At 71.1% G+C, this 13099-nt stretch carries 8 protein-coding genes and 2 pseudogenes; 7 read left to right on the top strand and 3 right to left on the bottom strand.

What is annotated here, in order from left to right; all coding sequences use genetic code 11:
• Positions 1 to 211: 211 nt before the first annotated feature.
• Positions 212 to 508: a hypothetical protein gene (locus tag BZZ08_RS02010; protein WP_104630334.1), complete on the bottom strand. Its 297-nt coding sequence runs from the start codon at positions 506 to 508 to the stop codon at positions 212 to 214.
• Positions 509 to 760: 252 nt separating this feature from the next.
• On the opposite strand from BZZ08_RS02010, the gene BZZ08_RS02005 reads away from it, so the two are divergent.
• Genes BZZ08_RS02005 through BZZ08_RS01995 form a run of 3 tightly spaced genes read left to right on the top strand, consistent with a single transcriptional unit; the run spans position 761 to position 4302 of the window.
• Positions 761 to 1102, top strand: a complete 342-nt coding sequence (locus tag BZZ08_RS02005; protein WP_104630333.1) for a hypothetical protein — start codon at positions 761 to 763, stop codon at positions 1100 to 1102.
• A 51-nt stretch (positions 1103 to 1153) separates the two neighbouring features.
• Positions 1154 to 1648: a hypothetical protein gene (locus BZZ08_RS02000; RefSeq protein WP_104630332.1), complete on the top strand. Its 495-nt coding sequence runs from the start codon at positions 1154 to 1156 to the stop codon at positions 1646 to 1648.
• Positions 1645 to 4302 carry a DEAD/DEAH box helicase gene (locus BZZ08_RS01995; RefSeq protein ID WP_104630331.1) on the top strand — a complete coding sequence of 886 codons (2658 nt, stop codon included), beginning with the start codon at positions 1645 to 1647 and terminating at the stop codon, positions 4300 to 4302. The genes BZZ08_RS02000 and BZZ08_RS01995 overlap by 4 nt, the downstream gene beginning before the upstream one ends.
• 59 nt (positions 4303 to 4361) lie before the next feature.
• Here the strand turns inward: BZZ08_RS01995 and tpg are convergent.
• Together tpg and tap are read right to left on the bottom strand one after the other, a co-directional pair.
• Positions 4362 to 4907, bottom strand: a pseudogene (gene tpg / locus BZZ08_RS01990) (telomere-protecting terminal protein Tpg); the annotation flags it as partial.
• A 12-nt stretch (positions 4908 to 4919) separates the two neighbouring features.
• Complete coding sequence (gene tap, locus BZZ08_RS01985) at positions 4920 to 7172, bottom strand: telomere-associated protein Tap (protein WP_104630330.1); 2253 nt, start codon at positions 7170 to 7172, stop codon at positions 4920 to 4922.
• Between the two features lie 222 nt (positions 7173 to 7394).
• Here tap and BZZ08_RS01980 point away from each other — a divergent pair, with 222 nt between their 5' ends.
• From BZZ08_RS01980 to BZZ08_RS01965, 4 genes and pseudogenes are all read left to right on the top strand, one after another.
• Positions 7395 to 8792 (top strand): DNA-binding protein, encoded by a 1398-nt coding sequence (locus BZZ08_RS01980; protein ID WP_104630329.1) that lies wholly within the window; start codon positions 7395 to 7397, stop codon positions 8790 to 8792.
• 152 nt (positions 8793 to 8944) lie between these two features.
• A complete protein-coding gene (locus BZZ08_RS01975) occupies positions 8945 to 9703 on the top strand; it encodes a TnsA-like heteromeric transposase endonuclease subunit (RefSeq protein ID WP_104630328.1) in 759 nt (252 codons plus the stop codon).
• A pseudogene (locus BZZ08_RS01970) lies at positions 9700 to 11802 on the top strand (Mu transposase C-terminal domain-containing protein); the annotation flags it as partial. The gene BZZ08_RS01975 and the pseudogene BZZ08_RS01970, both read left to right, overlap by 4 nt.
• Positions 11711 to 12790 (top strand): ATP-binding protein, encoded by a 1080-nt coding sequence (locus BZZ08_RS01965; RefSeq protein ID WP_342210950.1) that lies wholly within the window; start codon positions 11711 to 11713, stop codon positions 12788 to 12790. The pseudogene BZZ08_RS01970 and the gene BZZ08_RS01965, both read left to right, overlap by 92 nt.
• Positions 12791 to 13099: the final 309 nt, after the last annotated feature.

Here is a 13099-nt window from a genome sequence, read left to right as displayed (position 1 = left end):
ACGCTCCGTCCGCTGCGCTCCCGGAGCTGCGGTGGCCTACGCTGCGCTCCAGCCACCTGGTGGCACTGCGCGCCACAGGACGGACCCGCTGCGCGGGCCCGTCAACGGGCCTTCGGTCCGGGCGCCTGCAGGGACGGCGCGGTGGTGAGGTAACAGGCCGTCAGCAGACTACGTCGGGGCTCGGTTGACTCGCGGGCGGGGTGATGGGCCCTCAGGCGTGGGCGTGACGGCGGGTGCTCGGCAGCTTGTGCGAGGCAGCGTGATGCGCGGGCCGGCCCGTCGTGGGAATGGCAAGGCGCCGCAGGGCGAGGGTCGCGGTGACGAGCAGTACGGCGAAGACGGCCAGGAGGAGAGCGGACACCCACATTTGCCGACTCCCCGGCGCCTGCCAGCCGGTCCAGGCCGCGGACCCTGCCCACAGGAGAATGGCCGCAGCGTAGAAGGAGCGGATACGGCGCAGTTGCCGCACGGCCCGCAGGAACTGGATGCGTTCGGTCTTCGGTGCCATGCGGCACCGTGTACCCCGATACGCGATGCCCATCAGGGGCGGGCGAGATCTTGTGGAGGGGATTGGTCGAGGGGCTCGTTGATCTGTATCTCTATTTGATGCAGCATGTAGCATTGGCGTATAGCAAGGACACCCGGTAGCAGGGTCGAGGGACGCAGTAGCATCGGTACTTTGCGCAGGCAGCGGATGATTACCTGGCACCGGCCGGGCTGAGCGTGGCGGTGGTCGCCGTACGTGGGGACGAGCGGGATTGTGGGCTGGTACGTGCTGGTGGAGCGGGTCAAGTACGGGGAGTGGAGCCTGGTGGACAAGATCCCTGTCGAAAGCGGAGAGGAGGAGGCCCTTGCGCGCGCTGAGGAGACCGCTCGTACCCGTCCCCCGTGGGGCAGCACTACCTCGGACCCGTGCGGCCGGCTGGTCTTCCGCACGTCACCGACGAGCTGGCTCGTGGAGCTGACCGAGTCGTCTTGGAGCAAGGGCGACAAGTCGCCGACCACGTACACCGAGCACCTGAACATCCGTGTGGCCGAACTCGTCCACGTACAGGAACTGGTCCCGGCCGAGCCTCCCAAGAAGGGCCGCTTCGGCCGGTGAACGCAGCGCGCCTTCTCGTACTCGCATTGGCGGTAGCTCAAGGGAGTGCGCATGGCGCATGACCGCAGGTCTTCGCCCCTCGGCCCGGACTCTTATGAAGATGTCTCGATCTACGTGGACGCGGAGGCCGCTCCACGGGTCCTGGGCCGACTTCGAGACGCCCTCGGCCTCGTTGAGGACGACAGTGCGGAGCTGGCCGTCGGGCCGGTGCGCGTGTACGGCGAGCCCAACGACTACGCCACAGGCCGGCGCGCCCACCCCTTCGACTTCCTTCAGTGGCCGACCGTGCTGGAGTGCGAGGCCCCCGAGGGAGCTCCGGCCGAGGAGGTGGTGCGGGCCGTCACCGCTGTGCTTGAGGCGCTGTGGCGCGGGGGCTTCAAGGCCGTAGCCGCCTGCGACTTCGAGCACGAGTTGCCTGCACGCGGTGGGATCGACAGGTTCCCCTACCCCGCTCCTGCCCCCGACGGGGGCGCGGTCTCTTCGGGCACGGGCACGTGGTGGAAGAACCTGATTTCGCCCGGAAAAAGGAAAGGTCGAAATCTGTGATTAGCCTCCGGGAACATCAGGTGACCCAGAAAACGGCCATTCGGGAATGGGTCCAATTCTTTGCAAGATCGTCTGTTCCCGGCCGGGGAGCCCGGGGCACGCTGGTGTCCGCCACCGGATCCGGTAAGACGATCACGGCTGCCGCGAGCGCGCTGGAGTGCTTCCCTGGCGGGCGGATCCTGGTGACCGTGCCGACCCTGGACCTGCTCGCGCAGACCGCCCAGGCGTGGCGTGCGGTCGGTCATCGGGCGCCGATGGTTGCGGTGTGCTCGCTGGAGAACGACCCGGTGCTGAGCTCGCTGGGGGTGCGCACCACCACCAATGCGATCCAGCTGGCGCTGTGGGCCGGGTCCGGGCCGGTGGTCGTGTTCGCCACGTACGCCTCCCTGGTGGACCGCGAGGACCCGGAGGACCCAACGGGCCAGCGGACAGTGCGCGGGCCGCTGGAAGCTGCCCTGGCGGGCGGGGAACAGCTCTATGGCCAGCGCATGGCCCCGTTCGACCTCGCCATCGTGGACGAGGCCCACTCAACCGCGGGTGATCTTGGTCGGCCGTGGGCGGCGATCCACGACAACCAGCGGATCCCCGCCGATTTCCGGCTCTACCTCACCGCCACCCCGCGGATCCTCGCCCCACCCCGCCCGCAGCGCGGGAAGGAGGGCCAGGAGGTGGAGCTCGCGAGCATGGCCGACGATCCGAACGGCACCTTCGGGGCCTGGCTTCCCCGCGCCGAACTGGGGCTGTCGGAGGCCATCGAGCGGGGCATCCTCGCCGGATTCGAGATCGACGTCCTCGAGATCCACGACCCCTCCCCCATCGCCGGGGAATCCGAGGAGGCGCGGCGGGGCCGGCGCCTCGCGCTGCTGCAGACCGCACTGCTGGAGCACGCCGCGGCGTACAACCTGCGAACGGTCATGACCTTCCACCAGCGGGTGGAGGAGGCGGCGGCGTTCGCGGAGAAGCTGCCGGAGACGGCAGCCGCGCTGTACGCCCGCGATGCCTCGGACGAGGACCTAGCGGCCGCGGAGGACCTGCCCGCGTCGTCGATCGGCGCGGAGCTGTACGAGCTGGAGGCTGGACGGCACGTGCCGCCGGAGCGGGTGTGGTCGGCGTGGCTGTGCGGCGACCACCTCGTCACCGAGCGGCGTGAGGCGCTGCGGCAGTTCGCCAACGGGATCGACGCCACCGGGCGCCGGGTGCACAGGGCGTTCCTCGCCAGCTGCCGCGTCCTCGGCGAAGGAGTCGACATCACCGGCGAACGGGGAGTCGAGGCCGTCTGCTTCGCCGATACCCGCGGCTCGCAGGTCGAGATCGTGCAGAACATCGGCCGGGCCCTCCGGCTCAACCGCGACGGCTCCACGAAGGTCGCCCGAATCATCGTGCCCGTCTTCCTCAAGCCCGGCGAAGACCCCACGGACATGGTCGCCAGCACCTCGTATGCCGGGCTGGTCGCTGTGCTCCAAGGCCTGCGTTCGCATGATGAACGACTCGTGGAACAGCTCGCCTCTCGCGCGCTCACCAGCGGCAAGCGCAAGACCCACATCCAACGCGACACCGAGGGCCGGATCGTCACGGCCGACGGCGAGGGGGCCGAGGAGCAGGACGGCGGCGACGGTGCGGTCGAGTCGTCTTTGCTGCACTTCTCCACCCCACGCGACGCCGCGACGATCGCGGCATTCCTGCGCACCCGGGTCTACCGACCCGAATCCCTCGTGTGGCTCGAGGGCTACCAAGCCCTGCTGCGGTGGCGGAAGGAGCACGGCATCACCGGCCTGTACGCCGTCCCCTACGACGTAGAGACCGAGGTGGGAGCGACCAAGGCGTTTCCACTTGGCCGATGGGTCCACCAGCAGCGGAAAGCGCTACGAGCCGGGGAACTGGAGGAGCGACGCAAGACCCTGCTGGACGCGCCTGAGGCCGGGATGGTCTGGGAACCCGGCGAAGAAGCGTGGGAGACCAAGCTCGCCGCGCTCCGCTCCTACCGGCGCGCCACGGGCCACCTCGCACCCCGGCAAGACGCCGTCTGGGACAATCCGGCCGGCGACGGGCCCGTACCCATCGGGCAGCACATCGCCAACCTCCGCCGCACGGGCGGCCTCGGCAAGAACCCCGAACGAGCCGCCCTCCGCGCGCAGCAGCTGACCGCCATCGACCCCGACTGGAACTGCCCGTGGCCGCTGGACTGGCAGCGGCACTACCGCGTCCTCGCGGACCTGGTCGACGCCGACGGCGGCCTGCCCGAGATCAAGCCCGGCGTGCTGATGGACGGCGACGACATCGGACGATGGCTCCAGCAGCAGCGCAAGCCAGGCCCCTGGAAGCACCTGTCGACCGAGCAGCAGGAGCGGCTGTCGAAGCTGGGTGTACAGACCGACCAGGCGCCGTCTCCCGCCCCGACAGCAGCGCGTGCGACGAAGGGCCCGAGCAAGGCGCAGACGGCGTTCCACCGGGGACTGGCGGCCCTCACGCAGTGGGTGGAGCGGGAAGGCGCGGACCGGCCGGTACCGAGGGGCCACAGCGAAGAGATCACGGTCGACGGCGAGCCGGCGACTGTGAAGCTGGGCGTATGGACATCGAATGTCCGTTCCAGGCGAGACAAGCTCACCCGGGAGCAGTTGGAGGCGCTGCGGAAGCTGGGAGTGGGCTGGGCATGACGCAGAGGCGTTACGGGCCCGGACCGCGACGGGCAACCGGATACCGGCGGAACTGGGGCGTCAAGGTGCTCGATGTCCGTGAACCGGACCTCCTCCAGGGAGCCGGCGCGGCGGCCGTTGTCCTGGAAGTAGACCTCCTTGAGCGCTTCGGCGGCGATCTCCTGGAGCTGCTGGTCGGTGACGCCGTCCTCCTGGGCGTCGAAGAGGCGGGCGGCGTAGACGGGCGGCAGGGCGACGGTCAGGTGCCGGATGCGGTCCTGGTCCGTCGATCCGATCGGGGCCGTGTAGCCCATGCGGGCGCGGGTGTCGATGACGATGCCGCCCGTGCTGGCCGCCTTCTCCTTGGCCTTGGCGCGGATCTGCGGCTGCCACCGCTTCTTCACCTCGCGCTCCAGGCGCGCGGCGAGTTCGGGCCGGGGCTTCTTGATCTGGCCCTTCACGTACCGCTCGACGGTGCGCTGGGAGACCCGCAGCATCTGGGCGACCACCTTGGTGCCCTTGAGCTGCTTGACCAGGTACCGCATCTGCGCACCCGCGCTCTTGGGCGCCGGGCGGGTGAACGCCTTCTGCACCGCGGCCTCCAGGCCGTCCCCGAACAGGCTCATCCTGGCCTACTCCTACTCTCCGTTGTCGACGTCGGTGACGGTGCCGTCCTTGATGTACCGGGCAAGGTTGAGCTCCGGGGCGTTGAACCGCTCGCGGACTTCCTCGCCCCACAGGACGGTCTGGGTGCCCTCGTGCTTGACCAGGCCCGGGTTGATGCCGAGCTTGAAGCCGCCGGGCAGCGGCTTTCCCTGGCGGTAGGGCAGGAAGTCCAGCGGGCTGGTGCCGTTGGCGGCGTAGACGACGCAGTCGGACAGGATCGCGACGGGGTACTGGCCGGTGAACGCCGCGTGCTTGACGATCTTGCGGTGCAGGTTGGTGCGGGTGCGGGAGATGATCGCCGCCCGGATGTCCGGCCGCCACGTGGGCCGGGACAGGGCGCGCCACGGCTGCCCGGGTTTCCAGCCCTCGCCCCGGGGGCGCTCGCGGAGCTTGCCCAGGCCGCCCTTGACCGTCGCCTTGACCGCCGAGACGACGATCGCCAGCTCCGGGTCGCGGGCCTTGTAGCCGTCCATCGTGGTGAGGAAGTCGGCCGGCGTGCAGTCGGCGTCGACGCCGAGGTCGGCCATCGTGGCGAGGTAGGCGTCCCGCAGCCGCTGGTACCAGCCGTCCAGGTAACGGCCGCTTTCGTGGCGGACGTATGCCTCGAACGGGCGTACCTCGTAGCCGAGCTCCGCCGCGTAGGCAACGGTGGGCGTCGCGTACCAGGCCGGTCCAGCGGGGTGTTCGCCCTTCGGCGTGAACGGGGAGGGCAGCAGGCTGCCGTCCAGCTCCACCCACTCCTTGCCAACCTTCACCCGCGACAAATCGACGTGGGACAGGTCCACCAGCCACGAGCCGGGCAGCTTCGGGTCGAACGCCGGGGCCTTGACGTGCGTCGCCTCGCCCAGGCCGACGGTCAGGCCGTTGGCGCCGGCAGCGAAGGCCATGTTGACGTCGATACCGACCAGGTGACGCAGCATGCACTCGGCATCGGTCATCGGCCGGGCCCAGTCGTACGCCTCCTCGAACAGCTTCTCGCCGGGACCGCGCACATGGAAGCGAGGCAGGTCCTTGAGGACCGGGTGGCCGTCGGGAACCTCGCACGGCGGCCAGTTCATCGGGTCGATGACGTCCTTGCCGAGCGAGCCGGGATGGTGCTCGGAGTGCCGCTTGCCATCGGCGTCCGGCTCGGAGGCCCGCGTCGGCGGGTGCAGCGCGGTTATCAGCTCCAGACCGGTCACCGCGGTCGAGCCGCGCGGCGTCATCACCCGGGACGCGTACACGCCCAGGACCCGGGCGAGTTCCGCCGGCGGTAGCTGCGCGGCGTGGCCCCAGTGGCGGGAGTCGAGCGCGTGCCAGGACGGGACGCACAGTTGCACGCACTGGCGGTCCGAGCCCTTGGCCGGTCGGTAGATCCGCGCCCACGGCCCGAACCCGCGCTTCGTCAGCTGCCACTCCGCGCGGGTCAGCTGCTTGATGACCTTGTGGCCCTCCGGGATTCGCCCGGCCAGCCGCTCCTCCTCGCTCAGCGTGGCGGGCAGGCCGTAACGCTCGAGCGCGGACGGGGTGAGCACCAGCAGCGGATCGGCGTCCTTGCCTGGACCGGACAGCTTCGGCTGCCCGAGCTTCGCCTCGCGCAGCGTCCAGTCCACCAGGGACGGGATGGACTTGGCGGGCACGTCCAGGACCAGGCCGCCGACGCAGTACGCCAGCACCTTCCCATCCTCGACGTCGACGACGGCCAGCGGCCCGTTCTCGAACCGCGGGTCGGTGCCGCCTGCCGGGGTGCCGGCCGGGGCCGCCTTCTTCGCACCCGGGCGGCGCGACGTCGACGACGGCCTGGTGGTGCGCGCCGGACGCGGCGCAGTCCCCGGAACAGCGGCGACAACAGGAGCAGCGCTCTGGGCGTTCTCGGCTGCAGTCGTCTCCGCAGCCTCGGAGACCGGCACTGCGGTCGGAGTCCGCGCTTCCGGGGCAAGGTCGGGCTCGCTTGTGAACGTCTCGGGCACCGCCGTGTCCTGCTCGGGTGGGGCAGGGTTGGCGGGGGCGGGGTAGAGCTCCGCGAGCTGGTCCAGTAGCCGGGCGTACGCCTCGCGTTCCGGCGAGCGCGGCTCGGTCTTGCCGGACTCCCAGCCCGACACCGTGGCCCGCCGCACCTTCAGCGCACCTGCCACCTCGTCGATCGTTAGGCCGTGCGCGGCACGCAGGCGCTTACGCTCCGCCGGCGGCGGCAGCACGGCGCGGGACGCAACCAGCGCGTCGACCGCGTCGAACAGCTCAGACATGGAAGCACCTCCTGAGCAACACCCTATCTCACGAACCGTACAGATAGCGTACGTTTACCGTACGAGTAGCGTACTGATTGCATTGGGGCCGGCGATGAGGGCAAGGTCTTGCCCTTACGGCGCCAGGCGGCCGTTCTCGGGGAACCGGCTTGCCCCTGGATTCCGCTGGGCATCCATTGCGAAAGCCCCCGCCCGGGACGGCGGACACGAGACCGTGGTGGAGTGACCCATCATCCCGGCCTGCTGCGGACCGCTCCCCTGCCGAGGGAGACGACCTCATCGCTGATCTGCCGCCTCGCAGGCCGCTATGGGATGGAAGCAAAGGTGTTGCGGTCGTGCTGGCAGTGGCGCAACTACCCGCCGGGGCACGAAGGCGGGGGCGCGCGGGCCGACGCCGAGGTACTGCTGAACACGCCCGGACGGCAACTCCTGGCAGGCCTGTGCGGCGTCGAGGAAGACGTCCTGGCGCGGGCGTTGTCGTCCTGGAGACAGGAGGACGCCAAGCTGTCGTCCGGAAAGGACGGGGTGCCGACGGCGGCGTGGCGGACCGGGGGCGCGGTCGCCGGGCCGGTCGCCTTCGGCTGCCGCCTGTGCGCGGCCCGACGTACGGGGACGATCCTGCGGGTGGTGCGGTACGTGCCGCGGTGGGAGCGGGCGTGTGTTCGGCATGGGCGGTGGCTGCTGGACGCGGACGCCAACCAGCCGCTGGAGCACCTCGATCTGCGGGGCCTGCCGGAGGTGGTGGCGGCGCAGCGGCGGTGGGCCTCGGTGGCGCGGCGAGCGGTGCGGGCCGGTGCAGAGCCGGAGCGGGTGTTCGCGCTGGCGCATGGGGTGGTGGCCCGGTGGTGGGAGCAGGCCCTGCAGTGGGAGCGGGAGACAATCTGGCCGCGGCGTCTGCACCAGGTCGCGGGCGGAGATGCCGGCGGTGATCTGGAGCGGTGGCGGATCGTGGGGCGGGACGCGCTCGTCTTCCCCGAGGTGGTGGCGGTGGCCGACGCACTGCTGGACCCGGCCATGGCACAGCTCGTGTGGGTGGACAGCGGTGCCGGGCGGCCGAGGGCCCTGCCCGCCGACGGGAGGTTCTGCCGCAGGCTCGGTGAGCGGCTGGGGCGGGGATGGCTGGGGCCGCTGGCCGCGACGGACCACGGCGGGCCGCTCATCGCGTGGATGGGCAGCGTCATCCGCCTTCGCCGCGGCGCCGGCGGGCCACCTGGGTACGACAACGACCCGTGGTGGCTGCGGCAGGAACACCACAGCTCGACTATGGCCGGCCAGCTGCGGGTGCTGAGCAAGGAGAAGAAGGCGCCCGGTTCGGGGACGATGTGGCGGACTGCGGTGCCCGCCGAGCAGCGCAGGCTGATCACCAGCACGATCGACAGCACCGAGGAACAACTGCTGCAGCTGCGCGGGGTGCAGACCGGACCGACCGCCGACGTCGCCCGACGGCTGCTGCGCGGGCTCGGTCACAGCGCCGGCCTGATCGAGAACGCCTGGAAACGGACCGCGGTGGCGGCGGTGAACGGCGGGGTGCCCCTGGAGGAGGTCGCCGGGTGGGTGGACATGCCCGTCGAGGTGCTCCGCAAGATGCTGTCCGCGGGCGGGCAGGAGAGCGGCGGCTGAGCCCGCGCGCCGGGGGCGAGTCGGCTGTTAGCTGATACGACACTCGTTCGTGGCAGAAACACTGAAAACAGCGGTCCGGGCGGGCAGGAGCGGCTTGGCTGGCGCGGGTGATCAGTACAGGAGCAGCCCGGAGCCGGGCAGGGCGGGCGGCCGTGGGCCGCTTGGGCGGGTTCGAGGCGGTGTTCCTCGACCCGGTGGGGCAGGCGGTGCAGCAGCGGTGGGCGGATGCCGCCATGACCGTGGCGTTCGAGGACTTGCCGCCGGTGTCGGCGTTCCCGGTGGTGCCGGGGCGCCGGTGGGGGCCGGGTTTGTGGTGGTCGGCGACCACCGGACGGCACGTGGCCGCGGGGTCGAATGCGATGCGCGCCCAGCTGATGGTGCTGGACCGCGACAGGGATGTGACGGGCCTGGCGGGGCGGCCGGTGCGGTTGCTGTGGCGTAATCGCCGCGGGCAGGTGCGTTCCTGGGTGCCGCAGCTCTTCGCCCGCCGTGCCGACGGAACCGCGCTGCTCGCCGACTGCCCCGGCCACCCTGACGCGGGCGGCGAACGCGCAGTGAAGGCCGCCGAGGCGGTGGCGCAGGCATGCGCGGACGTCGGCTGGACCTACCGACGCATCCCACCGCTCGACGACGCGCTGGCCGCCAACCTGAAATGGCTGGCCGGATACCGCCACCCCCGCAACGCCGGCCGCCCGGGGCTGATGGCGGCGGTCGTCGAGGCGTTCATGCGGCCGCGGCCGCTGCTCGAGGGCACCGAAGCGGTCGGCGACCCGATCGAAGTCCTGCCCGCCGTCTTCCACGCTCTGTGGCACGGCCGGTTGACCGCCCGTCTGAACACGCCGCTGCACGAACGCGTCCTCGTCGGCCCGCAGGGCTGGAGCGACCCGGGCAAGAAGGGAGGTGCCGGGTGAGCGCGCGGCGCAATGCCAGGCCGACCGTGAAGGTCGGTGCTCACGTCCGCTTCCGTGACGTGAAGTGGCAGGTGGTCGCACTTTCGGGACAGGACATCCACCTCCTCGGCCCGGACGGCGGTGGTGAGGTCGTGCTCGCTGGACATCTGTTCGCCGACCCCGGCTTCACCGTCGTCGGGGTCGATGCGCCTCAGGCGGCACCGCAGTGGGGCCTGTTCGAGACCGCCCCCGCCGCGGCGCGCGAAAAGGCGCTGGCCTGGCAACGGCACGTGCGGGAGGTCGAACGCGGCCTGCCTGGCGGGCCTGGCAGCGAAGGGACGGTACGGGAGCAGTACGACCCCGAACGGCACACGCTGGCCGAGCGGGAGCAGGCCAAGGCCGAGGAGCTGACCGCGCTCGGCTTCGGCCGGGTCTCGCGCACCACGGTGCAGCGCATGCGCCTGGCCTACCGCAAGCAAGGCCTGTGGGGGCTGCTCGACCACCGCACCACCCGCGCCTCCAGCCCCACCGGGCGGGCCGACGAGCGGGTCGTCGCCGCCGTCCGCGAAGCGCTGCGCCGCCGGCGCGGCCGCTCGAAGGGCACTATCAACGGCCTGTTCCCGCTGATCAACCAGATCCTTGAGGACCGGCACGGCCCAGGCACGGTGCCCGCACCGTCCCAGGCCACGCTGTACCGGCTGGTCACTGCGCTGGCCCGACCCAGCGAACTGCCCTCCGGACCTGTCCGGCAGGTGCCCGCGAGCGTCGACGGGCGGGCTTTCACCCAGGCTACGGCGCTGCGGCCCGGTGAACAGGTGCAGGTCGACACCACCCGCCTGGACGTCCTCGCCCTCTTCGACGACGGGCGCCTGGCCCGGCCCGAACTCACCATCGCCGTCGACGTCGCCACCCGCGCCATCCTCGCCGCCGTGCTGTGCCCGAGCGCAACCAAGGCCGTGGATGCGGCCCTGCTGCTCGCGGAGATGGCCGTCCCCCACCCCGCCCGCCCCACCTGGCCGGACATCCTGCGCATGGACCACGCCCCCGCACTCCCCCACCAGCGGCTGGCCGCGCTGGATGAGCGCCTGGCCGGCGCGGCGGCCCGGCCGGTCGTCCTGCCCGAGACGATCGTCGTCGACCGCGGCAAAGTGTTCGTCTCCGCCGCGTTCACCGCTGCCTGCGAGCACCTCGGCATCAGCGTCCAGCCCGCCCCGCCCCACGCCCCCACCGCCAAAGGCATCGTCGAGCGGACCTTCGGCACCATCAACCACCTGTTCTGCCAGCACCTGCCCGGCTACACCGGATCCGACGTCACCCGCCGCGGCCCCGACACCGAGAAAGACGCCTGCTACAGCGTCCCCCAACTGCAGGACCTGCTTGATGAGTGGTTGGTGCACTACCACCACCGCCCCCACGAAGGCCTCCGCCACCCACTGATGCCGAGGAAGGCCCTCACCCCGAACCAGATGTGGGCCGCGCTCGTCGCCGTCGCCGGACACGTCCCCGTCCCGCTCACCGGACGCGACTACCTCGAACTGCTGCCCGTGCGCTGGCAGGCCATCACACCCGCCGGCATCACCATCCACCACCGCACCTACGACCACGATCTCCTCGCCCCCTACCGCGGCCAGGCCTCCCCCGTCGCCGGCCGAGGCGGGAAATGGGAGATCCACTACAACCCCCACGACGTCCGCCAGATCTGGATCCGCCTCACCGACGGCCACCTCACCGAAATCCCCTGGATCCACCGCGACCACGTCCATAAGCCGTTCAACGACCACACCTGGCAGCACATCCGCACCCACGCCCACCACAACAACCACGACGACAGCCAGCAACACGAAGCCAGCCTCGCCGACGCCCTCGACCAGCTCATGCGCCGCGTCCACAGCGGCCACGCCACCACCACCGAACAAGCCCTCCTCGCCCGCGCCACCACGCCGCCGGTTCCCGCCGCCCGGCACCCGCAATACGGCACCGGCCCCATAACCGGTGAGTCGGCCCATCACGGAGAGGACGGCAGCATCGATGACCTCGACGACCTCCCCGAGGACGACACCCGCCCCGCCGCGGCCGCCGGATTCGGCCTCCACGACGCATACGTGGAGGCCGACAAGTGGTGTGACCCCCCGCCGCCACCCCGCAGCGCACCATCCGGGCAGCGCACCCGCCGACGCGGTCAGCAACGGCACGGCCGAGCCGTCCTGGCCCCTGACCACCTGGCAGGGCTGGCACCGCTTCGCCACCACCGACCCGCCCGCCCCGCCCCAACCCGGCGACCCGCCCCGCAGCACCGACGAACGCCTCGCCTACCACTCCGCGTTCGTCACCGTCCGCACCCCCGCCATCAGCCAGCTCACCACCCAGGTCCGCACCCTGATGATCCTCGGCCGCCACCAGCAGACCACCGCCCGGCCCTCCCTCATCGTCACCGGACCCGCCGCGGCCGGGAAAACCACCGCCCTGCTGAACGTCGGCCGCGCCTGCCACCTCGCCCACCTGCGCAAAAACCCCGCACCCCCCGGATCAGCCCACGGAGCGGCACCCGTCGCCTACGTCCTCGTCCCTCCCGGCGCCACCGCGAAAACCCTCATCACCGAATTCGCCCGCTACCTCGGCATCCCCGTCACCACCCGCATGACCCAGACCCAGATCACCGACGCCGTCTGCCACACCTACACCCAAGCTGGCGTCCAACTCGTCCTCATCGACGAGATCCACCGCCTCAACCCCCGCACCACCACCGGCGCCCAGACCGCCGACCTGCTCAAAGACCTCACCGAACGCCTCCCCGCCACGTTCGTCTACGCCGGCATCAACGTCACCGACACCCCGCTGTTCACCGGCACCCGCGGCGCCCAGCTCGCCGGACGGGCCACGCTCGTCGACTGCGGCCCCCTCCCCGCCCGGCACCCGCCACCCCTTCCGCGACGTCATCACCGACATCGAAAACGCCCTCGACCTCCACCACCACCAACCCGGCACCCCCCCCCGCCACGCCCCCTACCTCCACCAGCGCACCGCCGGCCGCATCGGATCCCTCACCCGCCATCACCGCCATCCACGACGGCACCGAACGCATCACCAAAAACGCCCTCGACGCCGTAACGCTCGACCACCTCGCCGAAACCCACCACCGCCCCCGCACACGAGGCCGCTAACCCCCCACCCCACCAGCACAAACAGCCCTGACCAGCACAAACATCGACCGAGCCATTACACGCTAGAGCTACCCACAACAAACCCAGCCCCGCTCAGCACACAAGACACAACCCCAGCTCAAACCCCCAACCCACCCCGACCCAACCGCCCACTCGACTTCTCAGCAAACCCACAACACCCCAGGCCAGCCACCGTCACGTACACCAACAAACCCCCCTCCGAGCGTTAACGGTCGGCGGTGGGGCGGGCCGATGA

Origin of the sequence: Streptomyces sp. MH60, assembly GCF_002939385.1 — a bacterium.
Lineage (GTDB): Bacteria > Actinomycetota > Actinomycetes > Streptomycetales > Streptomycetaceae > Streptomyces.
The sequence above is the reverse complement of the archived record's forward strand: the minus strand, read 5'-3'. Positions and strand labels throughout refer to the sequence as shown.